The organism is Rhizobium leguminosarum bv. viciae USDA 2370, from assembly GCF_002008365.1.
Classification (GTDB): domain Bacteria; phylum Pseudomonadota; class Alphaproteobacteria; order Rhizobiales; family Rhizobiaceae; genus Rhizobium; species Rhizobium leguminosarum.
The window spans coordinates 437843-461414 of the sequence record NZ_MRDL01000051.1 but is presented as its reverse complement, the minus strand read 5'-3'; the positions used below and the strand labels follow the sequence as shown (position 1 = coordinate 461414).

General features: G+C 61.3%; 25 protein-coding genes and 1 riboswitch. Of the genes, 15 read left to right on the top strand and 10 right to left on the bottom strand.

From position 1 onward, the window contains the following. Nucleotides 1-67: 67 nt before the first annotated feature. Nucleotides 68-679 carry a pyridoxamine 5'-phosphate oxidase family protein gene (locus BS629_RS29025; protein ID WP_018242282.1) on the bottom strand — a complete coding sequence of 204 codons (612 nt, stop codon included), beginning with the start codon at nucleotides 677-679 and terminating at the stop codon, nucleotides 68-70. 37 nt (nucleotides 680-716) lie between these two features. Next, complete coding sequence (locus tag BS629_RS29020; protein ID WP_018242283.1) at nucleotides 717-1697, bottom strand: alpha/beta hydrolase; 981 nt, start codon at nucleotides 1695-1697, stop codon at nucleotides 717-719. 47 nt (nucleotides 1698-1744) lie between these two features. Between BS629_RS29020 and BS629_RS29015 the strand changes: the two genes are divergently transcribed. After that, entirely contained in the window at nucleotides 1745-2212 is a 468-nt protein-coding gene (locus tag BS629_RS29015; RefSeq protein WP_018242284.1) for a MarR family winged helix-turn-helix transcriptional regulator, read from the top strand. 3 nt (nucleotides 2213-2215) lie between these two features. Here BS629_RS29015 and BS629_RS29010 read toward each other — a convergent pair whose 3' ends face one another. Both BS629_RS29010 and BS629_RS29005 read right to left on the bottom strand, forming a co-directional pair. Next, nucleotides 2216-3406: a low temperature requirement protein A gene (locus BS629_RS29010; RefSeq protein WP_018242285.1), complete on the bottom strand. Its 1191-nt coding sequence runs from the start codon at nucleotides 3404-3406 to the stop codon at nucleotides 2216-2218. Between the two features lie 62 nt (nucleotides 3407-3468). Then, entirely contained in the window at nucleotides 3469-3843 is a 375-nt protein-coding gene (locus tag BS629_RS29005) for a gamma-butyrobetaine hydroxylase family protein (RefSeq protein WP_032980674.1), read from the bottom strand. A 136-nt stretch (nucleotides 3844-3979) separates the two neighbouring features. Between BS629_RS29005 and moaA the strand changes: the two genes are divergently transcribed. Next, nucleotides 3980-5026 (top strand): GTP 3',8-cyclase MoaA, encoded by a 1047-nt coding sequence (gene moaA / locus BS629_RS29000; RefSeq protein WP_018242287.1) that lies wholly within the window; start codon nucleotides 3980-3982, stop codon nucleotides 5024-5026. 350 nt (nucleotides 5027-5376) lie between these two features. Here moaA and BS629_RS28995 read toward each other — a convergent pair whose 3' ends face one another. Further along, nucleotides 5377-6162, bottom strand: coding sequence for a class I SAM-dependent methyltransferase (locus tag BS629_RS28995; protein WP_020572881.1), 786 nt, complete (start codon nucleotides 6160-6162; stop codon nucleotides 5377-5379). Between the two features lie 115 nt (nucleotides 6163-6277). Between BS629_RS28995 and BS629_RS28990 the strand changes: the two genes are divergently transcribed. From BS629_RS28990 to BS629_RS28980, 3 genes are read left to right on the top strand one after another with little or no spacing between them, the layout of a single operon-like run. Further along, nucleotides 6278-7414 (top strand): ABC transporter substrate-binding protein, encoded by a 1137-nt coding sequence (locus BS629_RS28990; RefSeq protein ID WP_018242289.1) that lies wholly within the window; start codon nucleotides 6278-6280, stop codon nucleotides 7412-7414. A gap of 6 nt (nucleotides 7415-7420) precedes the next feature. Then, nucleotides 7421-8491 (top strand): FecCD family ABC transporter permease, encoded by a 1071-nt coding sequence (locus tag BS629_RS28985; RefSeq protein ID WP_018242290.1) that lies wholly within the window; start codon nucleotides 7421-7423, stop codon nucleotides 8489-8491. Then, a complete protein-coding gene (locus tag BS629_RS28980) occupies nucleotides 8485-9237 on the top strand; it encodes an ABC transporter ATP-binding protein (RefSeq protein WP_018242291.1) in 753 nt (250 codons plus the stop codon). Before BS629_RS28985 ends, BS629_RS28980 begins: the two co-directional genes overlap by 7 nt. Before the next feature lie 24 nt (nucleotides 9238-9261). Here BS629_RS28980 and BS629_RS28975 read toward each other — a convergent pair whose 3' ends face one another. The 4 genes from BS629_RS28975 to BS629_RS28960 form a co-directional block, all read right to left on the bottom strand. Further along, nucleotides 9262-10212 carry a sugar-binding transcriptional regulator gene (locus BS629_RS28975; protein ID WP_018242292.1) on the bottom strand — a complete coding sequence of 317 codons (951 nt, stop codon included), beginning with the start codon at nucleotides 10210-10212 and terminating at the stop codon, nucleotides 9262-9264. Between the two features lie 21 nt (nucleotides 10213-10233). Beyond that, nucleotides 10234-11700 (bottom strand): FGGY family carbohydrate kinase, encoded by a 1467-nt coding sequence (locus tag BS629_RS28970; protein ID WP_018242293.1) that lies wholly within the window; start codon nucleotides 11698-11700, stop codon nucleotides 10234-10236. Between the two features lie 68 nt (nucleotides 11701-11768). Next, complete coding sequence (locus BS629_RS28965; protein ID WP_018242294.1) at nucleotides 11769-12725, bottom strand: transketolase family protein; 957 nt, start codon at nucleotides 12723-12725, stop codon at nucleotides 11769-11771. Next, complete coding sequence (locus BS629_RS28960; protein WP_018242295.1) at nucleotides 12725-13534, bottom strand: transketolase; 810 nt, start codon at nucleotides 13532-13534, stop codon at nucleotides 12725-12727. The genes BS629_RS28965 and BS629_RS28960 overlap by 1 nt, the downstream gene beginning before the upstream one ends. Nucleotides 13535-13740: 206 nt before the next feature. Here BS629_RS28960 and BS629_RS28955 point away from each other — a divergent pair, with 206 nt between their 5' ends. The 7 genes from BS629_RS28955 (at nucleotide 13741) to ribB (ending at nucleotide 20302) form a co-directional block, all read left to right on the top strand. Then, nucleotides 13741-14721: an ABC transporter permease gene (locus BS629_RS28955; protein WP_018242296.1), complete on the top strand. Its 981-nt coding sequence runs from the start codon at nucleotides 13741-13743 to the stop codon at nucleotides 14719-14721. A 117-nt stretch (nucleotides 14722-14838) separates the two neighbouring features. Then, the gene (locus tag BS629_RS28950) at nucleotides 14839-15768 is read left to right on the top strand and encodes a sugar ABC transporter substrate-binding protein (protein ID WP_018242297.1); all 930 of its coding nucleotides are present in this window, start codon (nucleotides 14839-14841) and stop codon (nucleotides 15766-15768) included. A gap of 28 nt (nucleotides 15769-15796) precedes the next feature. Continuing rightward, nucleotides 15797-17275 carry a sugar ABC transporter ATP-binding protein gene (locus BS629_RS28945; protein ID WP_020493394.1) on the top strand — a complete coding sequence of 493 codons (1479 nt, stop codon included), beginning with the start codon at nucleotides 15797-15799 and terminating at the stop codon, nucleotides 17273-17275. Between the two features lie 22 nt (nucleotides 17276-17297). After that, complete coding sequence (locus BS629_RS28940) at nucleotides 17298-18086, top strand: SDR family oxidoreductase (RefSeq protein WP_018242299.1); 789 nt, start codon at nucleotides 17298-17300, stop codon at nucleotides 18084-18086. A gap of 35 nt (nucleotides 18087-18121) precedes the next feature. Further along, entirely contained in the window at nucleotides 18122-18262 is a 141-nt protein-coding gene (locus BS629_RS39400; RefSeq protein ID WP_162710255.1) for a hypothetical protein, read from the top strand. A gap of 104 nt (nucleotides 18263-18366) precedes the next feature. Further along, nucleotides 18367-19149 (top strand): glucose 1-dehydrogenase, encoded by a 783-nt coding sequence (locus BS629_RS28935; RefSeq protein ID WP_018242301.1) that lies wholly within the window; start codon nucleotides 18367-18369, stop codon nucleotides 19147-19149. A gap of 192 nt (nucleotides 19150-19341) precedes the next feature. Continuing rightward, nucleotides 19342-19540: riboswitch (FMN riboswitch) on the top strand. Nucleotides 19541-19666: 126 nt separating this feature from the next. Beyond that, a complete protein-coding gene (ribB, locus tag BS629_RS28930) occupies nucleotides 19667-20302 on the top strand; it encodes a 3,4-dihydroxy-2-butanone-4-phosphate synthase (protein ID WP_018242302.1) in 636 nt (211 codons plus the stop codon). An 84-nt stretch (nucleotides 20303-20386) separates the two neighbouring features. On the opposite strand, the gene BS629_RS28925 is transcribed toward ribB, so the two are convergent. Beyond that, nucleotides 20387-21154, bottom strand: coding sequence for an SDR family oxidoreductase (locus BS629_RS28925; RefSeq protein WP_018242303.1), 768 nt, complete (start codon nucleotides 21152-21154; stop codon nucleotides 20387-20389). A 327-nt stretch (nucleotides 21155-21481) separates the two neighbouring features. Between BS629_RS28925 and BS629_RS28920 the strand changes: the two genes are divergently transcribed. From BS629_RS28920 to mobB, 3 genes are read left to right on the top strand one after another with little or no spacing between them, the layout of a single operon-like run. Next, nucleotides 21482-22390: a DMT family transporter gene (locus tag BS629_RS28920; protein ID WP_018242304.1), complete on the top strand. Its 909-nt coding sequence runs from the start codon at nucleotides 21482-21484 to the stop codon at nucleotides 22388-22390. A 9-nt stretch (nucleotides 22391-22399) separates the two neighbouring features. Further along, nucleotides 22400-23029: a molybdenum cofactor guanylyltransferase MobA gene (gene mobA / locus BS629_RS28915; protein ID WP_077988701.1), complete on the top strand. Its 630-nt coding sequence runs from the start codon at nucleotides 22400-22402 to the stop codon at nucleotides 23027-23029. After that, nucleotides 23026-23547 carry a molybdopterin-guanine dinucleotide biosynthesis protein B gene (gene mobB / locus BS629_RS28910; protein WP_018242306.1) on the top strand — a complete coding sequence of 174 codons (522 nt, stop codon included), beginning with the start codon at nucleotides 23026-23028 and terminating at the stop codon, nucleotides 23545-23547. The genes mobA and mobB overlap by 4 nt, the downstream gene beginning before the upstream one ends. The last annotated feature ends 25 nt before the right edge of the window (nucleotides 23548-23572 follow it).

Here is a 23572-nt window from a genome sequence, read left to right as displayed (position 1 = left end):
GCAGGGCCGAGGATGAAAGAGAAGTTGGCCGACTTTGTCAGTAGTCTGAGCCGCCGGTGACGATGCTTTACCACATCGTCTTTGCCGCCCGCCCCGGCCATTCCCGGTCGTAGGTTTCCTGGTCGAAATCGCCGGTCGCGGCCTTCAGCATCTGTCCTGGCGTCGGCAACGTCGCCGGATCGGCGAAGTGTTCTCCATTCCAGAGCTCGGCCCGCATCACGGCCCGCGCGCATTGGAAATAGACCTCGTCGATAGAAATGACGACGACGGTGCGCGGATGTTTGCCGTCCATCTCGAAGCTTGAAAGCAGCGCCTCATCGTCGGAAACGACGCCCCGGCCGTTGATGCGCATCGTCGTGTTCGAGCCGGGGATCAGGAACATAAGCGCCAAGCGCGGATCGCGCACGATGTTGGAGAGCGAATCGACCCGGTTGTTGCCGCGCCAGTCCGGCAGATGCAGCGTCTCGTCGTCGATGACACGCACCACGCCACCGAGATCGCCGCGCGGCGAACAGTCGAGTCCTTCCGGCCCGACGGTCGCAAGCGCGGCAAACGGTGAGATCTCAATCATCTCACGATAGAGCGGGGTGAATTGCTTCGTCACCTTGGTAACGGAGGCCGGCGAAAGTCCGGCGCCATAGATCGTGTTGAGCTCTTCGATGCTGCTGATGATTTTCATGAGGCGTCCCGCCGCGGCTTGATCTTCGCGACGGACGCTACAATGCCGCGCGCCTTGCCGGAAGCTCAAAAAACGGAATGATCTCCGCATCTTTTTTGATGCTTTCATCAAGAGCTTCACCCACGCCCCGATCGCCTTCGAGAAATGCCGCGATCGCGGCAAGAACCGGTGCGGCGCCGATGATGCGACGGTGGCCGAAGCCGTTCGCCCAGAGAAGCCGAACGCCCTTTCCCGCCGCGCCGTAGCGCCTGGCATGGAGAGACGACACCTCCTTGTCGTCCTCGGCATGGATGACGAGCACGGGGCGGCCGATCTCGCCCGCCGCCTCGCCGGCGTCGAAGTCCTCCAGTCTCCGTCCAGTGACGCGATGAACCTCATTCTCCAACGCCGCTTGCGCTGCAGGGAGAAGGCCGATCATCCCGCCGAAATCGGTAAACAGCCAGCCCATCTCGCTCGGCGCGCCGATCAGCACCAGTCTCTCGCCGGTGACAGGCGCCACGCCAGGCAGCAGCCCCGCTGCCGAGACCATCAGCGCCGCACCGCCGAAGGAATGACCGATCGCCGCATCGAATGCGCCAAACCGCGCTTCGGCCGCCGCAATCGTCTCGACCGCAAGCCCCATATGCAGGAAGCGCCCCCCGGAACGGCCGTGGCCGGGAAAATCGAGCGCCACGACCTCCGCTCCCGTTGCCGAAAGCATCGAGACGAGTTCGGCCATATATGCGGCGCTAGAGCCCCAGCCATGCGTCACCAGGTAGCGCTTGCGTTTGCCCCTCGCCCCGCCGTTCAGCCGATAGGCATGCGCTTGGCGCCCGCCGGCAAGCCTGAGGGTGAAGCGTTCGGCGCCGGCAAGCCGGGCCGCACCCGCTGCATGCGCCGCCTTCGCCTTTGCTCCCTTCGGCTTTGTCGACGGCGTCCGGCAGAACAGCTGGAACGCCGCTCTGCCTGCCAGATCAGGCGAAACCGCCTGAAGAGCCGAAAACCCGAGGCGGGTGACGTCAAGCGCAAAGTTTGTCATAGTGGGATTCCAAAAGACTGTTCAACACTGAACAATAAAGTACAACGATGAACAAAAATCAATCCCTTCCCTGGGATCATCCGCGTTTTCGCAGTTGGATCGCGGTGGCTCGCGCCTGCCAGCTGATGCAGCAGTCATTGGCCCGCTCGCTTGCCGATCTCGACATCAAGCCGCCGCACCTCGATATCCTGGTCAATCTCTACCGTTTCGAAGGCATTTCGCAGCAGGAGCTGGCGCGCAAGCTGCTGGTCGGCCGCTCCAATATGAGCATGCTCTTGCCGCAGATGGAGAAGCGCGGTCTGCTCCTTCGCCGCGATGACGAGCGAGACAAGCGCGTGCTGCGCCTCTATTTGACACCAGAGGGTCGGAAGCTCAGTGAGGAAGCCATGGCCATCCAGACCGGCCTCATCGACCGCGTGCTATCGGACGAGCCGATCGAGCAATGCATGGCGACCGCCGATTCGATGGAGCGGATCATCACGGTGCTGATGAAAGATCTGCGCGACGAGGACTGATGCTCAATGCAGCGTCGGCGCCGCCGTCGTGCCGGTCAGCGAGCGATATTCCCAGGCGGCGACGATGATCAGCACCAGCGTCGCCAGAATGCCCATCAAATAGACCTCGATGAAGGGTGCTGCGAAGGCGAGCAGGATCAGAAACACGAGGCCGGCCAGATGTGATAGCGGCAGCTGGCCGCTGGTCGCGCCCTTGAACCAGAGATTGCCGATCAGGAACAGGCCGGAACCGCCGAGCACGGCCGCAGCGATGCCGAGATTGCCGGTCTCATGCGGATGCGAGAACATGAACTCGACCGCCACCGCATGGACGATGATGCCGGCAAGAATCGGAATATGCCCATAGGTGAAGGCCTGCCGCGCCAAGCTGCCCGGCGTCTCTTCATGCTCGATGCGGTGGGCAGCGCGCCCGTGGCCGAAGCGGAAATAGAGCCACCACATGGCGACCGTGCCGATGAAGCCGGTGACGAAGACGACGCTGGTCAGCCCGGAGAACGGCAGCTCCGAAAAGGTGCGGCCGGAAACGAGGATCGCTTCACCGAGGCAGATGATGACGAAGAGCGCGCAGCGCTCGGCCATATGCGCGCCGGAAACGTCCCAGTCCCGCGCCGTCGAGCGGCCGAGCCCCGGCACGGCAAAGCCCGCGGCCGGCCCGGCATATTCGATCGCAAGCGCAATCACCCAGGCGATCAGCCGGGCTTCATGCTCGAGCAGCCCGCCGGCAATCCAGAAGACCCCTGCTGCCACGAGCCAGGTGGTGATGCGGACGAAATTCAGCGTGTTGGGGCGGTCGACGCGCGTCATCGCATAGGTCGTAAACAGCGAGCGCCCGACCTGCATCGCCACATAGGCGCCGGCAAACAGCAGCCCCTTGTCGCCAAAGGCCTCGGGGATGGAGGCAGACAGCAGCAACCCGAGCATCATCAGCGCCACCAGCATGCCGCGCACCGGCATTTTCTCGGGATCGAGCCAGTTCGTCACCCAGGCGGTAAAGATCCACACCCACCAGACGGCGAAGGTCATCAGCGCCGCTTCGGCAGCACCAAGCGGCGTATAGTGGGCGGCGAGCGCATGCGAGAGCTGCGAGATCGAAAAGACGAAGACCAGGTCGAAGAACAGTTCGAGGAAGGTCACCTTGCTGCCGCTGGCGCTGCCCTTGGCGCGCAGCCAGTTCTTTCCGTTCGTTTTCGCCATATGGCCCCCCGATGGCTGGAATTATGTGTGGATTGAAAGCGATAGCGGCACCCTCGTGGCCCTCAGCGCGGCTTCTCCGCCGTGTCGCGGTTCATGCCCTTTTCGCTGAGCTCGTCCTCGTAGGCGGAAAACAGCTCAGCGCCGCGTTCGCCGAGCTCGCGCAGATAGGTCCAGGTGTAGATGCCGGTATCGTGCATGTCGTCGAAGCCGATCCGAACGGCGTAATTGCCGGTCGGCATCATCGAGATGATCGCGACATTGCGTTTGCCTGGCACCGTCACCTTCTGCCCTGGCCCGTGGCCCTGCACCTCGGCCGAGGGCGACAGCACACGCAAGAGCTCTGCCGACAGGTCGAAGCTCTGGCCGTCGTTGAAGGTCACCACCAGCCGCTGCCTGTCTTTCGAGACGCGAAGTTCGCTCGGCCAGATATCGCTCATCATTTTGTCCTCTTCTCATGCGAGGAGTAGGCGCTGATCTTTTTCAGCGCAAGCTGAAATTGGCATGCTCGCGCGGGCTGTTTCCCTTGACGCGACAATAGCATATGCCCACATTGACGAGAGTACGGAGATACAGGTGAACAGCAGAGTTGGAACGATAGGCAATGCATCGCCGCTGGTGGCAGGTGCGGACCCGATGATCGACCCCTTCGGGCGGGCGGTCACCTATCTCCGCGTCTCCGTCACCGACCGCTGCGATTTCCGCTGCACCTATTGCATGGCGGAGAACATGACCTTCCTGCCGAAGAAGGATCTCTTGACGCTGGAAGAGCTCGACCGGCTCTGTTCCGCCTTCATCGCCAAGGGTGTCAGCAAGATCAGGCTGACCGGCGGCGAGCCGCTGGTGCGCAAGAATATCATGTATCTGGTGCGCCAGCTCGGCCAGAAGATCGGCTCCGGCCTCGATGAGCTGACGCTGACGACCAACGGTTCGCAGCTTTCCCGCCATGCCGAGGAGCTTTATGATTGTGGCGTACGCCGCATCAATGTTTCACTCGACACGCTCGATCCCGACAAGTTCCGCAAGATCACCCGCTGGGGCGATTTCGCAAAGGTCATGGAAGGCATCGATGCCGCTCAGAAAGCCGGGCTGAAGGTCAAGCTCAACGCCGTGGCGCTGAAGGATTTCAACGATGCCGAGATGCCGGAGCTTCTGCGCTTCGCCCACGGCCGCGGCATGGATTTGACCGTCATCGAAACCATGCCGATGGGTGAGATCGAAGAAGACCGCACCGACCAGTATCTGCCGCTTTCGAAACTGCGCGCCGATCTCGAAGACCAGTTCACCCTTGTCGACATCGATTACCAGACTGGCGGCCCGGCGCGTTACGTCAGGGTCGAGGAAACCGGCGGCCGCCTCGGCTTCATCACTCCGATGACCCATAATTTCTGTGAGAGCTGCAACCGCGTGCGCCTCACCTGCACCGGCACGCTCTACATGTGCCTCGGCCAGAACGACGCCGCCGATCTCCGCGCGGCACTCCGCGCCACTGAAGACGATGCCCTCCTCCACGCCGCCATCGACGAGGCCATCACTCGCAAACCCAAAGGCCACGACTTCATCATCGACCGCACGCATAACCGCCCTGCCGTGGCGCGGCATATGAGTGTCACCGGTGGGTGAGGCGCGGTCCCGCAAAGCGGGAGCGATCGATCCAGTGAATCGATCGCAGCGCCGAACGCCCTGAGCCCCGCGAAGGGCCGGCATACGGTACGGCAAACTCCCCTAACCATAGCCGCCGCACCAAGACCCAAAAGAGGACGCGCGTCGGTGCCACATCCCGCTTCTCCCGAGCGGGGAGAAGTGCCGGAGCGATAGCGAGGCGATGAGGGGGTAAGCGACGACAGGAGCGCATGCACTGCCAAGCGAAGGGCAATGAATGGTGTGTCGTGCGGCCCCTCATCCGACCCTGCGGGCCACCTTCTCCCCGAGGGGAGAAGAGGGAGCAAGCCGCAGCGCCGGCACCAACCCCATCACCCAGGCTTACGCGCACAAATCGCAAACCGCTCCTGCACCATGCGCTCGAGTCCGCGCAGGAACGGCATTTTGCGGGCCTGAGCCCAATGGATATCCCCAAGCTTGCGGTCGACGACGATGTCTGAAAATCCGGCTTGACGCAGAAGATCGACGACCGCTTCGGCCGGCATCTGGCTGGAGAAATGGACGCGTGAGCGGATCTTCTGGTGCCGCGCCATCATCTCCGGCGTCATGTGGCTCGCCGCCGGCTTGCCGGTCACCTTCGTCCAGAGCTTCTGCAGGCCCTTGACCCAGGTTTCCCTACCCATATTGCCGTCGAGGATCAGCACCTTACCGCCCGGCTTTAGTACCGCGAACCATTCCTTGAAGGCAGCAGCCGGGTCCACCAGCGTCCAGACGAGATGCCGGTTGGTGATGACGTCGTAGCTTCCCCGTGGTTCCATCGTGTTTTCGGCGTCGCCGGACACGAAGCGGATATCGGTGCCGCGTTTCTTCGCCTTGGCGCGCGCCTGCGCCAGCATTGCATCCGACCAGTCGAGGCCGGTGACTGCAAAGCCGGCACCATGCATCAGATGCGAGATGACGGCGGTGCCGCAGGCAAGATCGAGTGCCGCGCGACCTTGGCCCTCACCCAGATGCTTTCTGATCAGCCGCTGCCAGCCTTTCCGCTCCGCTTCCGAAAAGATTTCATGGCCGACGCTCTGATCGAAGGTCGCCGCCCGTTCCGACCAGAAGTCGCGGATTTCATCGCGGATGGAGTAGTTCGTGTTCATGGAATTCATCTGAGGCACCCCGGCATCGGATCAGTTTGGAAACGCTCTAAAACATATAACTTGATTCATAAAGTCATATTTCTTATGCCTGCGGACATTATTCAGACCTCGGGGGAATTTCCAGATGAATTTCGTGAAAATACTCGCAGTCTCCGCAGCGGCGATTGCGAGCCTGATGCCGCTTTCGGCCTGGGCGCAATCCTTCACCGTCAAGGATGTCGCGGGCCGCGAAGTGACCTTCGACAAGCCGGTCGAACGTGTGATCCTTGGGGAAGGCCGCATGCTCTACGCCGTAGCACCCATCGAGAAGGAAGATCCCTTCGCCAAGATCGTCGGCTGGCGCAACGATCTCTGGACAACCGACAAGGACGGCTTCAACGCCTATGTCGAGAAGTTTCCGAAGGGCAAGGACCTGCCCTTCCTCGGTAACCTCACAGACGGCACGCTGCAGACCGAGACGGTCGTCAAGCTTCATCCCGATGTGCTGCTGCTGCCGATCGGCAACAAGGCGGCCGCTGACGAGGTGAAGCTCGAAGACATGCTGAACGGCATCGGCGTGAAGATCGTCTACATCGATTTCCGCGAGCATATCCTCGCCAACACCGAGCCGAGCCTGAAGATCCTCGGCCAGATCTTCGGCCATGAGGATCGCGCCGAAGCCGTCGCCAGCTTCTGGAAAGAGCAGATGGCCCGCGTCACCGACAAGCTGAAGGCCGCCAATCCGCCGAAGCCAAATGTCTTCATGTATCGCGCCGCAGGCCTGGTCGAATGCTGCGGCACCTTCGGTCCCGACAATTTCGGCCTGATGGTCGATTGGGCCGGCGGCCACAATCTCGGCTCCGATTTCCTGCCGGGCTATACCGGCTCGATCAATGCCGAGCAGGTCGTCGCCTCCAATCCTGACGTCATCGTCGTCACCGGCTCCAACTGGAGCCAGACCAAGAATGCCAAGGATTATGTGAATGTCGGTCCCAATGCTGCCGCCACCTTCGACGACAGCCGCAAAGCGCTGAACATGCTGATGGAAAACCCTGCCTTCACCGGCTCCAGGGCGGTTGCCGGCGGCAATGTCCATGCGATCTGGCATCAGTTCTATACCAGCCCCTACCAGTTCGTCGCCGTCCAGCAGCTGGCCAAGTGGTTCCATCCGAACCTCTTTGCCGATCTCGATCCCGACGCCACCTTCAAGGAATTCCACGAAAAATTCCTGCTGGTCGCTTACCAGCCGGGTTACTGGGTCGACGCCAAGGCGGGTCAGTAACCCGACATGGCCGAGATCGCCGCCATATCGATCGAAGCCGAAGCCGGGAAGGAGCGCTACCGCGCCCTCGCCCGGCGCAAGCTTCTGATCCTTGCCGCCATGACGGCAGCGCTCTGCCTGTCCTTTGCCGTCGATCTCGCCTGGGGGCCGGCCCGCTATGGTCTCAGTGAAGTCGTCGCTGCCCTTCTCGACCCCTCCTCGGTTTCGGATCAGGTGCGCGCCGTCGTCTGGGGCATCCGCATGCCGGTTGCCGTGATGGCGATCGTCGTCGGTGCATCGCTCTCCGTCGCCGGTGCGCAGATGCAGACGATCCTCGCCAATCCGCTCGCCAGCCCCTTCACGCTCGGCATTTCGGCAGCAGCAAGTTTCGGTGCCGCACTTGCCATCGTCACCAGCGTTCCGCTTCTGCCTGTAGCGGCCGGGCTGCTGGTGCCGGTCAATGCCTTCATCATGGCGCTGATCGCCACGCTCTTCATCCATTTCATCTCGCAAGCCCGTGGCGTCTCGGTGCAGACGGTGGTGCTGCTCGGCATCGCGCTGGTCTTCACCTTCAATGCGGCTCTCGCCTTCCTGCAATATCTGGCCTCCGAACAGGCGCTGTCGGCCGTCGTCTTCTGGACGATGGGCAGCCTCACCAAGGCCACCTGGCCGAAGATCTGGGTGACGCTTGCCGTCCTGTTGGCAGCACTTCCGCTCTTTGCCCGCAACGCCTGGGCGCTGACCGCCATCCGCCTCGGCGAGGACAAGGCTGCAAGCTTCGGCGTCAATGTCCGCCGCATCCGGCTCGAAACCATGCTTGTGGTCTCGCTGCTTGCCGCAGTGCCTGTGAGCTTCGTCGGGACGATCGGCTTCGTCGGCCTCGTCGGGCCGCATATCGCGCGCATGATCCTCGGCGAGGATCAGCGCTTCTTCCTGCCGGGATCGATCTTGTCGGGCGCGCTGCTGCTCTCGCTGACCTCGATCGTCTCGAAGTCGATCATACCAGGCGTCGTCTTCCCGATCGGCATCATCACCGCGCTGGTTGGCGTACCCTTCTTTTTCTCGCTCATCCTCTCGAACAGGAGCCGATCGTGGTAGCGCTTCAATTGCAGGCGGTCGGCGCCTATCACGGCCGCAAACTCTTCATCGAAGACGTGACGACGCCGGTGATGAAATCAGGCGAGGTCGTGGCGGTGATCGGCCCGAACGCCGCCGGCAAGTCGACGCTTTTCAAGCGCATCACCGGCCTGCTCAAAGGGCCTGGCCATGTCGTCGTCGAAGGCTCGAAGACAAAAGACGCCATCAGCTACATGCCGCAGGATACCTCGGCAAACGCGGTGCTGACGGTCTACGAATCCATCCTGCTTGCCCGCAAGCAGGGCCAGTCCTGGGCTGTCAGCGACGGCGATCTGCGCTTCATCGACGAGATCATGAAGGCGCTTGATATCACCGCCATCGCCTTCCGCGATCTCGGCGCGCTTTCCGGCGGCCAGCGCCAGCTGGTCTCGATCGCCCAGGCCCTGGTCCGCGAGCCTGAGATCATGCTGATGGACGAACCAACAAGCGCGCTCGACCTTCACCGCCAGGTCGAAGTCCTCGACTTCATGCGCCGCCAGGCCCGCGCCAAGGGCATGATCGTCCTGATCGCCATTCACGACCTCAACCAGGCGCTACGCTTCGCCGACAAGGTCCTGGTCATCGCCAACGGCCGCATGCACGCCTGCGGCACCCCCCGCGACGTCGTCACTGCCGAGATGTTGCGGGAGATCTACAGGGTCGAGGCCCGGGTGGAGAAATGCTCGATGGACCATGACCATGTGATTGTGGATGGGACAGCGCATTGAGGTTGGCAAAATCAGTCTGCCTCATCAGTCGATCAATCGCTGCGCGGTAAACTTGTCGGTAACAAGCATGTCGATAACCCCCACACGGAGCGCCCCTGCGATAGCGTCAGTCTTTTTGGACCCGCCGGCAAGAGCAATGACCCGGTCCACCCGTTCGAGATCCTCGAGTGGAAGCCCTATGACCCGGTCGTCCAGGGGTGTCTTGACCGGCTTGCCGTTTTTATCGAAGAAGCGAAGTGAGATATCGCCGACGGCTCCCGCTTCCGCGAGATCAGAGAGTTCGCGAGACGAAAAGATGTTGCCGGACCGTGCGAGAAGTTCGGACGGTTCGACTGCTCCGATTCCGACAATCGCAAGCGTTATGCTGCCGAACAAGTCCATCGTCTCCCGAACGTATGGATCGGCCTGCATAAGAAATTTTGCCTCTCTGGACGTCGTAACGCCCTGCACAGCGAGCAGTTTTGGCTCAGCGCCGGTCAGGCGAGCAAGCCGCGTGGTAAGCTGCGTCGCATGCGTCTGCACTGAAGGATCGCCCATGCCTCCAAGGGTTTGGACGACGTATTTCGCCTGAGCGCTCTTCAGCGGATGAATGTTCTCGACCATCTTGGAGATGGTCTGGCTCCAACTCGAAACGCCGATGATCTCCCCTGGCGCAAGCGTCACCTCCAAGAGATGAGCCGCTGCCTCTCCGATACGGGCCATGATGGCTCCGTCCCGATCTTCCGTGCACTCCACGACGATCGCCTCCGGCAAATCATATTTCTCGCGAAGCGCGCCCTCGAGCTCGCTGTAGGTGCCAACAGGGGGCGTCACGCTGGTTCGGACAATATCTTCAGCCTCTGCACGCTTGAGCATGCGCGACACCGTCGCCTGCGACAGGCGAAGGTGCTCTGCGATCTCCGCCTGTCGCCGTCCCTCCAAATGGTACATCTGGGCGACCCTTGAGATGAGGCGGAGTTCATTGAGGCGAGTCATCGCTAATCCTAGGGTGAATTTTTATTCATCATTAGCCGTTGTTTCGCGGGACGTCGAGCGGGCAAGTGCATCACTCCATGTATTCAGAAGCACCGCTCGATCCACGGGTTCCGGGTCAATAATATGCGAGCTCCGGGGCAGCTCTGCGATAACATGAAGATCGCTCCACAAGCCAAGTGAGAGACCCGCGAGATATGCAGCTCCCAAAGCCGACGCCTCGGGTGCTTCGCATTGGATCACGGGATGTTCGATGAGGTTCGAGACACACTGCATAAGGAACCGGTTTTGGCTCGGTCCGCCGTCTACATAGAGCGCCCCGAGCTCGCCGCCGCTTTGTGCTCGCATGGCGGCGATCACGTCGTGCACCTGGAAGGCGATCGAGTCGGTTACCGACCGCGCCATTTGCGCACGTGTCGTATTGAAGTTGATCTGGGAGAACAGGGCACGGGCGTCCGAGTTCCAATAGGGTGCGCCCAGTCCCACGAATGCTGGCACGAAGCCCGGTCCGCCCGGTTCGGCGCTCGCCGCAAGTTCGACAAGGGCCGCCACGTCTGAAAGGCCGAGAATGCCTGCCATCCAGGGGAGACTGGCGGCGCAAACGAGAATATTGCCTTCGAAAGCGAAAGTCGGCTTTCCCCCGAGACGCCATGCGACGGTCGTTGTGACGCCGTTGCGTGGGGGAATGAATCGCGGAAGCGTCGTCATGATAGAAGAGCCGGTTCCAAAGGTTACCTTGCCATCACCCGGCTTGAATGCGCCATGGCCGAACAGCGCAGCATGGCTGTCTCCGATCGCGGCCATTATCGGAGTTCCATCCGGCACGCCTGGCAACCCTTGCGTCCTGCCGAAGTCGGCAGAGCTGTCGAGTACCTCGGGGAGAAGCGCGATATCCACGCCGAAAATCTCGCCAAGTTCCTTGCTCCATCTCTGCTCCTGGAGATCGAACAACTGGCTCCTGGCGGCATTGGAAGCATCGCAGACATGCCGGCGCCCACCCGTCAGGCAGTGGACGAGCCAACTGTCGACCGTTCCCAGCCGCACCGATCGCCCGGCCGGCATACGGTCGAGCAGCCATCGGAATTTCGAACCCGGGAACATCGGATCCAGTGGCAGGCCTGTGAGCGCCTGCACACGGTCAAGGTGGCCTTCGACAATGAGACGTTCGCAATCCTGTGCCGTTCGACGGCACTGCCAGCTTACCACCGGTCCAAGTGCTTCTCCCGTTTCGGCGTCCCAGGCCGTGACTGATTCGCGCTGATTGGAAATCGCCACGGCCTCGACAATGACGTCGGGGGCGGCCTTCAGGCAGGCGTCGATCGCCTCGCAGACGGATGCGTAGAGCCGCCGTGGGTCTTGTTCGACCCAGCCTGGTTTCGGATAGGTGATGCCGACTGGAGCCGAACCTCTGCCAACAATTTCTCCCTTTTCGGAAACGAGAACTGCCTTTGAATTGGTGGTGCCCTGGTCAATTGCCAGAATTGCCCGCATTCTATCCTCCCCAGATCAGACGGCAGCCGAGACGACAAAAGGCATCCGGGCTGATCACGTGATCCCAGTTACTTGCGCCTGATCAGCGACTGCGCCGCGTCGGCGATTGCGGACGGCGCCATCCCGAATTCGTCGAGCAGGAACTCTGCCGAACCGGTCGGAGCGTAGACGCCGGGAACTCCGAGACGTTTCATCGGGACTGGAGCATTGTCGACCACCACTTCGGCGACCGCGGAACCGAGCCCGCCAAAGATCGAATGCTCTTCGGCTGTGACGATCGCTCCGGTTTCCTTCGCCGCCGCGATGATGGCGTCCTCGTCGATCGGACGAACCGTTGCAAGGTTGAGCACTCTGGCGTTGATACCGCGTTCTGCGAGAATCTCGGCAGCCTTTAAGATTCGATGAGTCAAAGTGCCGTTTGCGATAAGGGTGACGTCATAACCCTGGCGAAGGAGATTTGCCTTGCCAAGTTCGAACTTGTGACCCTCCGGAAGGAGATCAGGCACACCTACGCGAGACAGGCGCAGGAAACAGGGGCCGTTGTAGGCCGCGGCCCACTCAACCGCAGCAGCTGTTTCGATGCGGTCACAAGGCGCAATGACCGGAAGATTAGGCAGAACGCGCGTCCAGGCGAAGTCCTCGATCGAGTGATGGGTCGGGCCGAGTTCGCCATACGCCATTCCAGAAGAAATGCCGACCAGCTTGACGTTGGCATTCGAATACGAAATATCGGCCTTGATCTGCTCCAGCGACCGTCCCGTTAGAAACGGAGCGGCGGCGCACACAAACGGAAGGCGTCCGCCATTGGCGAGGCCTGCTCCAACCCCCACCATGTTCTGCTCAGCGATACCGACATTGACGAGGCGCTCTGCAAACTTAGCCTTGAAGCCGCCGAGCTTGGAGGAACCCACGGAGTCGTTGCAGACGGCAACGATCGTTTCGTTTTCGGCTGCCAGCCGCTCAAGCGTAGTGGCGAATGCGTCGCGGCAATCGTAGAGCTTGGGTGCGTTTATTGGCGCGTTCATTACAATGCCTCCGACAATTCTGCCAATGCGATTTCGTATTGTTCCTTGCTCGGTACCTTGTGGTGCCAGTCGACTCGGTCTTGCATGAACGAGATTCCATGCCCCTTGTTGGTGTGGGCCACGATGCAATGCGGTCTCGATCCCCGGTATTCGAGGGCTGAAACGACTTCGCTCATATTGTTCCCGTTGATCTCGCTGACTTCCCAATCGAAAGCTTCAAGCTTCGGACGAAGCGGGGCGAGATCGTTGGTTTCCGCCAGGGCCGCGCCCTGTTGGAACCTGTTGTGGTCGATGACCAGCGTCAAGTTGTCGAGCTTGAACTGCGCGGCCGCCATGATCGCTTCCCAGTTGGAGCCCTCCTGCATCTCACCATCGCCGGTGACGACATAGGTGTGATATTTCGCGCCTGAGAGCTTGGCGGCTTTTGCCATTCCTATTGCGACTGGAAGACCGTGGCCGAGCGGCCCGGTATTCGTTTCGACGCCAGGAACCTTGTTGCAATTTGGATGCCCGTTCAGCCTCGAATGCGGCTGCAAGAAGGTGGAAATCTCTTCCTCCGGGATGAAACCGCGTTTTGCGAGCGTCACATACAGAGCGCATGCAGTATGTCCCTTCGAAAGAACGAACCTGTCGCGGTCGGGGTGCTTCGGCTGATCGGGCCAAACATTCAGCACACGAAAATAGAGGGCAGTCAAAATGTCGATGACCGACATCTCCCCGCCAATATGGCCGGCGCCCGCTTCAAAGACCGCCTGGAGATCGCGCAATCGGATCTCGCGAGCGACCCGCTCGAGTTCTGTCGTATTCATGGGTTCCTCTCATGCATAAATATTCAGTTATCAATATTTTTGCACAAGACGCCGATTAGTCAAGCCCCTTAAGCGGTACACCGGCAGTTGCAAGCCCAGAAAATCCTATTGACAGCCGAAAGGCAACTTGTTAATGAATTTTCCAGCATAAGTGAATATTTATTCTTCGAACGAATTAGCGATCAGCCTACGCATAGGGAGGAACAATGGTGGCGCTTGATATCAATGAACACAGGCTTTCGTCCGGCGCCTGGTTGAGCAAGCTCAAGGGCGCCACCGGCCCACTCGTGGGGCTGCTCGCGCTTTGCGTCTTTCTGAGCGTCAGCACCGACACGTTTCTGTCGGTTCGGAACGGCCTCAACATCCTCGATCAGATCACGGTTCTCGGCATCATGGCCGTCGGAATGACCTTTGTCATTCTGATCGGCGGCATCGATCTCTCCGTCGGCTCGGCACTCGCTCTTGCGATGATGGTCATGGGCTGGACTGCGAATGTCGCCGGCCTACCGCTGCCGGTCGGGATCGCTCTTGCTCTGGTCGCATCGGGCGTTTCGGGGCTGATCGTCGGACTTCTGGTGACGCAGTTCAGGGTTCCAGCGTTTATTGCCACTCTTGCGATGATGTCCGCGGCTCGCGGCGTCGCAAATATGATCACGGACGGCCAGCAGATCGTCGGATTCCCCGACTGGTTCATGATGCTGGCAATCGATCGCCATTTCGGTGTGTTGACAGCCACGGTGTTTCTCATGCTTGCGGTTGTTCTTGCGGCGTGGCTTTTCCTGCACTTCCGGTCCGAAGGCCGCATGCTCTACGCGGTGGGAGGAAATCCGGAAGTCGCTCGGCTGGCGGGTATCAACGTCCCGCTCGTGACGATTGGCGTCTACGTCGCAAGTTCAGTCCTTGCGGGGCTCGCGGGCATCGTACTCGCCGCCCGGCTGGATTCCGTCCAGCCGTCCAGCGGTCTGGGCTATGAGTTGGACACCATCGCTGCGGTCGTCATCGGCGGGACTTCACTCTCGGGGGGCGCGGGCGGTATCGGAGGAACACTGATCGGTGTTCTTATCATCGGCGTCCTTCGCAACGGGCTCAATCTTCTCAACGTCTCGCCGTTCCTGCAGCAAGTGATCATCGGCATCGTCATCGTGCTTGCGGTCGGCGCGGAGACTATTCGTCGGCGTCGCGCCTGACGAACGGGGTCCGCCGCGTCGGCGGGCCTGGAATTCCGCTCCAAGGGTTTGGGGCGGATCAATACCCCGAGGGGGAGGACATACCCGAGGGTTCCATCAAACAACGGAGGAAATACAATGAAAATAGCGCGCACCATGCTCGCGTCTGCTGCACTGCTGGGTCTCATGCTCGGCCCCGTACACGCGGCGGAACTGAAGAAGCTCGGCTTGGCCGTTGCCAACCTTCAGGCAAACTTCTTCAACCAGATCAAGCAATCGGTCGAAGCCGAAGCCAAGAAGCGCGGCATCGAAGTCATCACGGTCGACGCAAAGGGCGACGGGCCGACACAGGTCAATCAGATTCAGGACCTCCTGACCCAGAAAATCGACGCGCTGATCTACATTCCGGCAGGTGCGGCCGCTGCGACCGTTCCGGTCAAACTCGCGAAGAACGCTGGTATTCCGGTCGTGAACGTTGACCGCAACGCCGAGGGAGCACCCGGCGATACATTCCTTGCAACGGATTCCGTCGCGTCTGCCAAGGCCGTGTGCGACTACATCCTGAAGGAAGCCGGCGGCAAGGGGAAGATGGTCATCATCCACGGCCAGAAGGGCACGACGCCGGAAGTCGATCGTTCGAAGGGCTGCGCTGAATCTCTCAAGGCATATCCGGACGTCAAGGTTGTCGCCGAGCAGTTCTCGAACATCTGGAGCCAGGACGAAGGATTCCAGATCATGCAGAATATGCTGCAGGCAAATCCGGACGTTTCGATCGTGTTCGCCCAGGCCGACGGCCTCGCCCTTGGCGCCGCACAGGCGATCAAGGTCGCCAATCCTTCCCAGAAGATCGTGGTTGGCGGCTTCGATGGTGACACCGCAGCTCTCGAAGCGCTCAGCAAAGGCGTCTTCAACGTAACTGCGACCCAGCAGACGCAGAAGATGGGCCGCGACGCGGTTGAAAACGCCGCCAAGCTTGTCGCCGGAGAAAAGGTGCCGCCGGTCCAGCTCATGGATGCCACGCTGACAACCAAGGAAAATGTCGCAGGCTTCATCGCCAACCATCCGTAATGAAGTTGAGGTCTTGAGGAGGTGTGCCATGACTGATCCAGTTCTTTCCCTGAGGGGCATATCCAAGTGGTATGGGCCGCTCCAGGTTCTGAAGAATGTCAGCTTGGACGTCTATCCGGGCGAAGTGGTTGCACTTCTCGGTGAAAACGGAGCGGGCAAGTCAACGCTATCGGGCATCATCGCCGGGTCCCGCACACCGTCCGAAGGATCAATGACCTGGCTGGGGCAGCCTTATGCCCCAGCCACCCCAAGGGAAGCGATCGACAAGGGCGTTGTCCTGATCCACCAGGAGCTGCAGCTTCTGCCGCAGCTGTCGATCGCGGAAAACGTCTTCATCGGACGTTGGCCGATGAAGAACGGCGTCGTCGATCGTCCCCAAATGGTTCGCCGGGCCCAGGACCAGCTCGCTCGCTTGAACCTTCACATACCCGCAACGCGGACGGTCGCCGGCCTTTCCACAGCAAATCAGCAACTCATCGAGATCGCCAAGGCGCTGGCTCTCAACGCAAAGCTCCTGATCCTCGATGAGCCGACAGCCGCCCTTGGCGGCGCGGAGACGGAAGCTCTTTTCGAACAGGTTCGGAAGCTTCGCTCACAAGGTGTCGGCATCGTTTACATTTCCCACCGCATGGAAGAGATCAAGCGAATAACCGACCGGATCGTCGTTCTTCGCGATGGCGAGCGCGTGCAGGAATTCTCCGACAGCGCGACACCGGTGCGAACGATCGTCGAGAGCATGGTCGGACGCCCGCTTGACCGCTTGTTCCCTGCCCTGCCGGTTCCGACAGACCATCCAGTACTCCAGGTGTCGGGGCTGAGCTCGCCGGACAACTCATTCCGTGACGTTACCTTCGATGTGCGCGCCGGGGAAATTCTCGGAATCGCCGGACTGGTCGGCGCCGGCCGCACCGAACTTGTCCGCGCCATTTCGGGCGCGGACCCAATCAGTGCAGGTTCGATCAAGCTCGAAGGCGAAGAACTCAGGCTGCGCGATCCGGCGGACGCGATCGCCAAGGGCATCGTGATGGTTCCGGAAGACCGCAAGGAGCAAGGCCTCGTTGTCGGGCACCGGATCAGCGAGAACATTATCTACGCCAATCTCGACAAGCTGGGCGGGCGTTGGATTACCCCGAGCGTCAAGCGCTCGTTTGCGGAGAAGGCGGTTGCCAAGTTCGGCGTGAAGGGCCGTGCGGAGCAATATGCCTCGGACTTGTCCGGCGGCAACCAGCAGAAGGTGGTCATCGCGAAATGGCTGATGCGCGATCCTAAGGTCGTCGTGCTCGACGAACCGACGAGAGGCATCGACGTCGGCGCCCGAGCCGGCATCTACGACATCATCGTCAATCTTGCCAAACGGGGCGTGGCGGTCATCGTCGTAAGCTCGGACCTCGAGGAAGTTCTCGGAGTCTCCAATCGCATTCTCGTGCTTGCACAAGGCAAACAGGCAGGCATTCTCAATCGTGACGAGGCAAATGACGTTTCGGTCATGGAGCTAGCCACCATCTAAACAGACAGAGAAAGGAAGAGCGGTGTCCGACATCACTCTGAACGCCCCGAAGCTTTTCGATCTCAGCGGCCAGGTTGCCATCGTTACTGGAGCCGGCAGCGGCATTGGGCAGCGCATTGCCATCGGCCTTGCGCAATGCGGCGCAGACGTGGCGCTGCTCGACCGTCGAACCGACGACGGGCTGGCCAGGACGGCTGAACACATTCGCGCCGCTGGCCGCCGTTCGATCCAGATCGCGGCGGACGTCACGAGCAAATCTTCCCTGGGAGATGCGGTAGCACGTACCGAAGCGGATCTCGGCACGCTGACGCTTGCAGTCAACGCGGCGGGCATCGCCAACGCGAACCCGGCGGAAGAGATGGAGGAGGATCAATATCAGACGTTGATGGATATCAACCTCAAAGGCGTCTTTCTTTCCTGCCAGGCCGAGGCTCGCGCCATGCTGAAGAATGGACGCGGCTCCATCGTCAACATCGCTTCCATGTCGGGTGTGATCGTAAATCGAGGGCTGAGCCAAGCGCACTATAACGCCTCCAAGGCGGGCGTGATCCATATGTCGAAGTCTATGGCGATGGAATGGGTCGACCGCGGCATTCGCGTCAACACCATCTCCCCCGGATACACGGCAACGCCCATGAACACCCGTCCCGAGATGGTTCATCAGACCAAGCTCTTCGAAGAGCAAACGCCAATGCAGCGAATGGCAGCGGTGGACGAGATGGTAGGCCCGGCAGTGTTCTTGCTGTCGAACGCGGCAAGCTTCGTGACCGGCGTCGATCTTCTCGTCGACGGCGGTTTCTGCTGCTGGTGATGGCGAGGCGAAAGCTCATTGCCGGCAACTGGATAATGAACGGTCTCGCTTCCTCCCTAGCTGAGATCGAGGCGCTGAAGGGAATAACGGGCAAGACGGCGTGTGATATCGTCGTCTGCCCGCCCTTCACGCCGATCGAACGGGCTGTCGAACGGACGGCGCCCAAGACTGCCTGAATTCGCCAAGATTATCTCGGCAACCGCTCGAGCTCCAATAATGATCGCAGGGTAGGTTACGCCCAGATTTGCTGTTTACCGACGGATACCGGGAAGGAAAGAGCATGAAACGCTTCGAAGATAAGACGGTCGTGATCACGGGAGGCAGCCGCGGCATCGGCGCTGCCATCGCCAGGCGCTTTGCGCGCGAAGGCGCCAATCTCGTCGTCTCGGCCAACGAGGACCTGGTTCACGGCGTTGCCGAACAGATCCGGGCCGAAGGCGGCAAGGCCGTCTCCTTCATCGGCGACGTCACTGACAAGGCCAGCGTCACCGCCCTCTACGATGCCGCCGAGAAGGAATTCGGCGCGGTCGACGTCTCGATCCAGAATGCCGGCGTCATCACCATCGCCCGCGTCGAGGACTTGACCGAAAACGAGTGGGACAAGGTCATGGCCGTCAACACCAAGGGCGTCTTCCTCTGCGCCCAGGAGGCGATATCAAGAATGCGCAAGCACAAGCGCGGCGGCCGCATCATCAACACCGCTTCCGGCCAGGCCCGCGACGGCTTCATCTACACGCCGCACTACGCCGCCTCGAAAATGGGCGTCGTCGGCATCACCCAGAGCTTGGCCAAGGAAGTCGCGACCGAGAAGATCACCGTCAACGCCTTCTGCCCCGGCATCATCGAGACCGACATGTGGGCCTATAACGACCAGGCCTGGGGCAAGCTGCTCGGCAACTACGCCCCCGGCGAATTGATGAAGGAATGGGTCGAGGGCATCCCGATGAAACGGGCCGGCTCCGGAGAGGATGTCGCCGGCCTGGTGACCTTTCTCGCCAGCGATGACGCCGCCTATATCACCGGCCAGACGATCAATGTCGACGGCGGCCTGATCATGTCCTGATGCATGTCGCCTAAAAGTGCGCAGTGGTTTGGGACAACGACATGCATGGAAGGATCAAACCACCAACGAAGCACGGAAGGCGAGCCGGTCGTCGCCTCCATGTGAACAGTGTGTCCATCGGCGTCAGGGCAGCTTTGCATTTTTGCCCGGTCGAGTGACCTTGCCATCTGCCTATTTTTGATCCTATCTTTGAAATGTTCTCAGGGCGGGGTGCAATTCCCCACCGGCGGTATCAGGAGCAATCCTGGAGCCCGCGAGCGCTTCCGGCACCACAGCGCCGCGCGTCTTTCAGACGCGCAAACGACGCTGTAGCACTTTGAATTGCTGGAAGGTCAGCAGATCCGGTGAGATGCCGGAGCCGACGGTATAGTCCGGATGGAAGAGGACAACACGGGCGGTCGCACTCCATCCCGGAGTCGGCTGACGTTTGTTCGCCCAAGGGCAGAAGGCTCGCTCACGGATTGAGCCGAGCAGACCATGTCAGCCCGCTGACATAACCCTTGAAAGGCCAGACAGCATGACTATCGCAAGAATTGAAGATGCCATATCAGCCATTGCCAACGGTCAGATGGTCGTCGTTGTCGACGACCAGAACCGGGAAAACGAAGGCGATATCGTGGTCGCGGCCGATGCCGTCACCCCGGAAACAATCGCATTCATGATGACCCACGCCCGTGGCCTCGTTTGCATCGCCATGGAAGGCGAGCGCCTCGATGCGCTCGATATTCCGCTGATGGTGCCCAACAACACGGAATCGCACAAAACTGCCTTCACGGTCTCGGTCGATTATCTCAAGGACACGACGACGGGCATTTCTGCGGCGGACCGCGCCGCCACCGTCCGCGCCCTCGTCGACGATCGCGCAAAGCCAGATGAATTCGCCCGCCCCGGCCACATTTTTCCGCTGCGCGCCAACCCCCGCGGCGTGCTCGGCCGCCCCGGCCATACCGAAGCCGCCGTCGATCTCGCCCGCCTCGCAGGAAGGGTCCCCGCGGGCGTCATCTGCGAAGTCGCCAACGACGACGGAACCATGTCCCGTCTGCCCGAACTCACGCTCTTCGCCGAACGCCACAACCTACCCCTCGTCACCATCGAGGATCTGGTCGCCTACCTCGACCGCCAGGCGGAAAGAGATATACGCGAAGTCGCCTGATCGATGCCTTTGTTGCGGCGGCATAGCCCGCCGCAACAAAGAACGTGCCGCAGTGACATCCTGACGGCACCTCCCTGACCCGCCCTATGTCCGGCTGATCGAAACCCCACCATCCGCTAGCATCGCCGTGCCGGTGACGAAGCTCGACATGTCGGAGGCCAGGAAAAGCGCCGCATTGGCGATCTCTTCGGGTTGCGCCATGCGTTTCAGCGCATGCAGCCCCTCCACGAAGGCGAGCACCTCCGGCGTGGCATCAGGAGCGTTGGTGATGCTGGCGGGCGTGTCGGTGCCGCCGGGAAGCAATGCGTTGACGCGGATCTGCTGCGCTCCGAGTTCAGCGGCGAGGACCTGCACGAAGCCGATCAGCCCCGCCTTGCTCGCCGCATAGGCGGCCATGCCAGGCATGCCGACGGTGTGGCCGACGAAAGTCGAGGTGAAAATCAGCGATCCACCGCCTTTTCCCATCGCCGCCGACTGGTGTTTGGCGCCGAGAAAGGCGGCGGTGAGATTGGTCTCGATCGTCTCGCGCCAGCCCTCCAGCGACAGCCCGGCAACCGGCCCCATCTCACCGATGATGCCGGCATTGTTGAAGGCGATGTCGAGCCGGCCGAAACGCGAGACTGCCGTCTCGACGAGCCTTACCTGCAGAGCCTCGTCCCTGACATCGCCGGATATGGCGACGGCCTGACCACCCTCCGCCTCGATTTCCGCGATGACGGCATCAAGCGCGTCCTGCCGCCGGCCGGTGACCACGAGCTTGGCGCCGTTCCGCGCAAAGAGTTTCGCCGCCGCGCGGCCGATGCCGGAGCTTGCGCCGGTGATGATTGCGATCTTGTCGTTGAGAAGTGTCATATCGGTCTCTCCTGGGTTGTTGCGAGATTTCAGATGCTCAAACATCAGGCGATGCAGCCACCCGTTTCCCGCGCAGGACGAGAAAAACGCCTATGGCCGAACCGGCAACGCGACGGACGTCCTCATCGACGCCTTGATCGCGGCGTCGGAAATATCGGAATTCACGTTATAAAACAGGCATTTGCCGGACTTCCGCCCACACGCCTGCATTGACATCAGTGCCATTGTGCACCGCATCATCGATTTATGCCTGGTGTGACATTCATCCGATTCCCTTCATGCATCTTCGCGACTAAAAGGGGGCGCACAGGTAACGGGAATCTCTTCATGCCGCGGTCACGCAATACTGAGGGCGCCATCTATATGAGCATGGCGATGGCCGGCTTTTCCGCGAGCGACGCTCTGTCCAAATCGGTGATCGCCTATATGAACGCCGGCGAGATCATGTTCCTGCGCGGTCTCTTCACCAGCCTGCTCGTCTATTTGATCGCCTGGAAAATGGGCGCGCTGCGCTCCTGGCGGGTCATGCTGCAGCCGATGATTATCTTCAGGATCATCTGCGAGACGCTCTCCGCCGTCACCTATATCACCGCGCTCGGCATGATGCCGATCGCCAATGCCTCGGCGATCCTGCAGTCGCTGCCGTTGGTCGTCACCTTCGGTGCTGCGCTGTTCTTCGGTGAGCCGGTCGGCTGGCGGCGCTGGTCGGCGATCCTCGTCGGCCTCGTCGGCGTGATGATCATCATTCGCCCTGGCCCGGAAGGATTCACTGCCGCCGCCCTGCTCTGCGTCGCCGCGGTGCTGACGACGGCCGGCCGCGATCTCGCCACCCGGAGCATCAGCCCGGAAATTCCCTCGCTGATGATAACTGTCATCACCGCCATATCAGCCTCCTTCTTCGGCGCGCTGCTCATCCCGCTGCTCGGCGGCTGGCAGCCGGTCAGCGCTAGCGCGCTTGGGCATCTCGTGCTCGCCTCGGTGCTGGTCCTCGTCGGCTACCAGTCGGTCATCCTCGCCATGCGCACCGGCGAAATCTCCTTCGTCGCGCCGTTCCGCTATACCAGCCTGATCTTTTCCTCCCTGCTCGGCTTCCTCTTCTTCGCCGAAGTGCCTGACAGCTGGACGCTCGTCGGAGCTGCGATCGTTATCGCCTCCGGCCTCTATACGTTCTATCGTGAGGCCAAGCGCCGCGTATCGCCGATCGCGCAGGAATCCGCGCCGCGCGCGCCGGTCTGAGGAAGGATGATGGATGAATTCTCGCTTGGCAGATCTGATATAGCAGGCGTCGTATTGGCAGGCGGCCGCTCGCAGCGCATGGGCCGCGACAAGGCAGGCGTGATGCTCGGGGCCGAGAGCCTGCTCCACCATGTGCTGACCCGCCTCTCGCAGCAGGCCCCGCTCGTTGCCGTCAATGCCGATGCCGCCGCCGAGGGCGTGCCTGTCGTTCCCGACCGTTTTCGCGGTAAGGCCGGGCCGATGGCCGGCATCCATGCAGCCATGGTCTATGCCGCCGGCCTGCCCTCGATCACCCATGTCGTCACCGTCTCGGTGGATTGCCCGTTCTTCCCGGCCGATCTCGTCGCCCGGCTGGCGGCTGCGATCGAGCACCCGTCGCAGATCGCCATTGCCACCTCCGAGGGCCGCAGCCATCCCGTCTTCGGGCTCTGGCCGGTGACGCTGGCCGCCGATCTCGAAGCCTGGATCACCACCGACGAGAAGCGCCGCGTACGCGACTTCCTGTTACGGCATGACGTTACGGAAGTGGCGTTTCCGCTGCATCCGACCCGCGCCAGCCTGCTCGACCCTTTCTTCAACATCAATACGCCCGACGATCTCGTCGAGGCGGAACGCTGGCTGGAGGCCCTTCGCGGATGACCGCACCGAAAATCTTCGGCATCGCCGGCTGGAAGAACTCAGGCAAGACGGGGCTCGCCGTCCGACTGGTGACGGAGTTCACCCGCCGCGGCTACAGGATCTCGACGATCAAGCACGCCCATCATGATTTCGACATCGACAAGGTCGGGGCCGACAGCTACCGCCACCGCCAGGCCGGCGCCCACGAGGTCACCATCGTCTCCGGCACCCGCTACGCCATCATGCACGAGCTGCGCGGTGCCCCCGAACCTGAGTTCGAGGAGATCCTCGCCCGCCTCGCCCCCTGCGACCTCGTGCTGATCGAAGGTTACAAGCGCGAGCCGATCCCGAAGATCGAGGCCCGCCGCCTGGAGGCGGCAAATCGTGAACCGTTGGCGCCGAGCGATCCCCATATCTGCGCTATCGCCGCCGATCATGCCGTCACGGATACGGCCCTGCCGGTCTTCGATCTGGACGACACGGGCGCCATCGCCGATTTCATTGCTGGCATCGTCGGCCTTGGACAGGCGACGGCATAGTTCCTTAAATCGGAATCGATTTAAG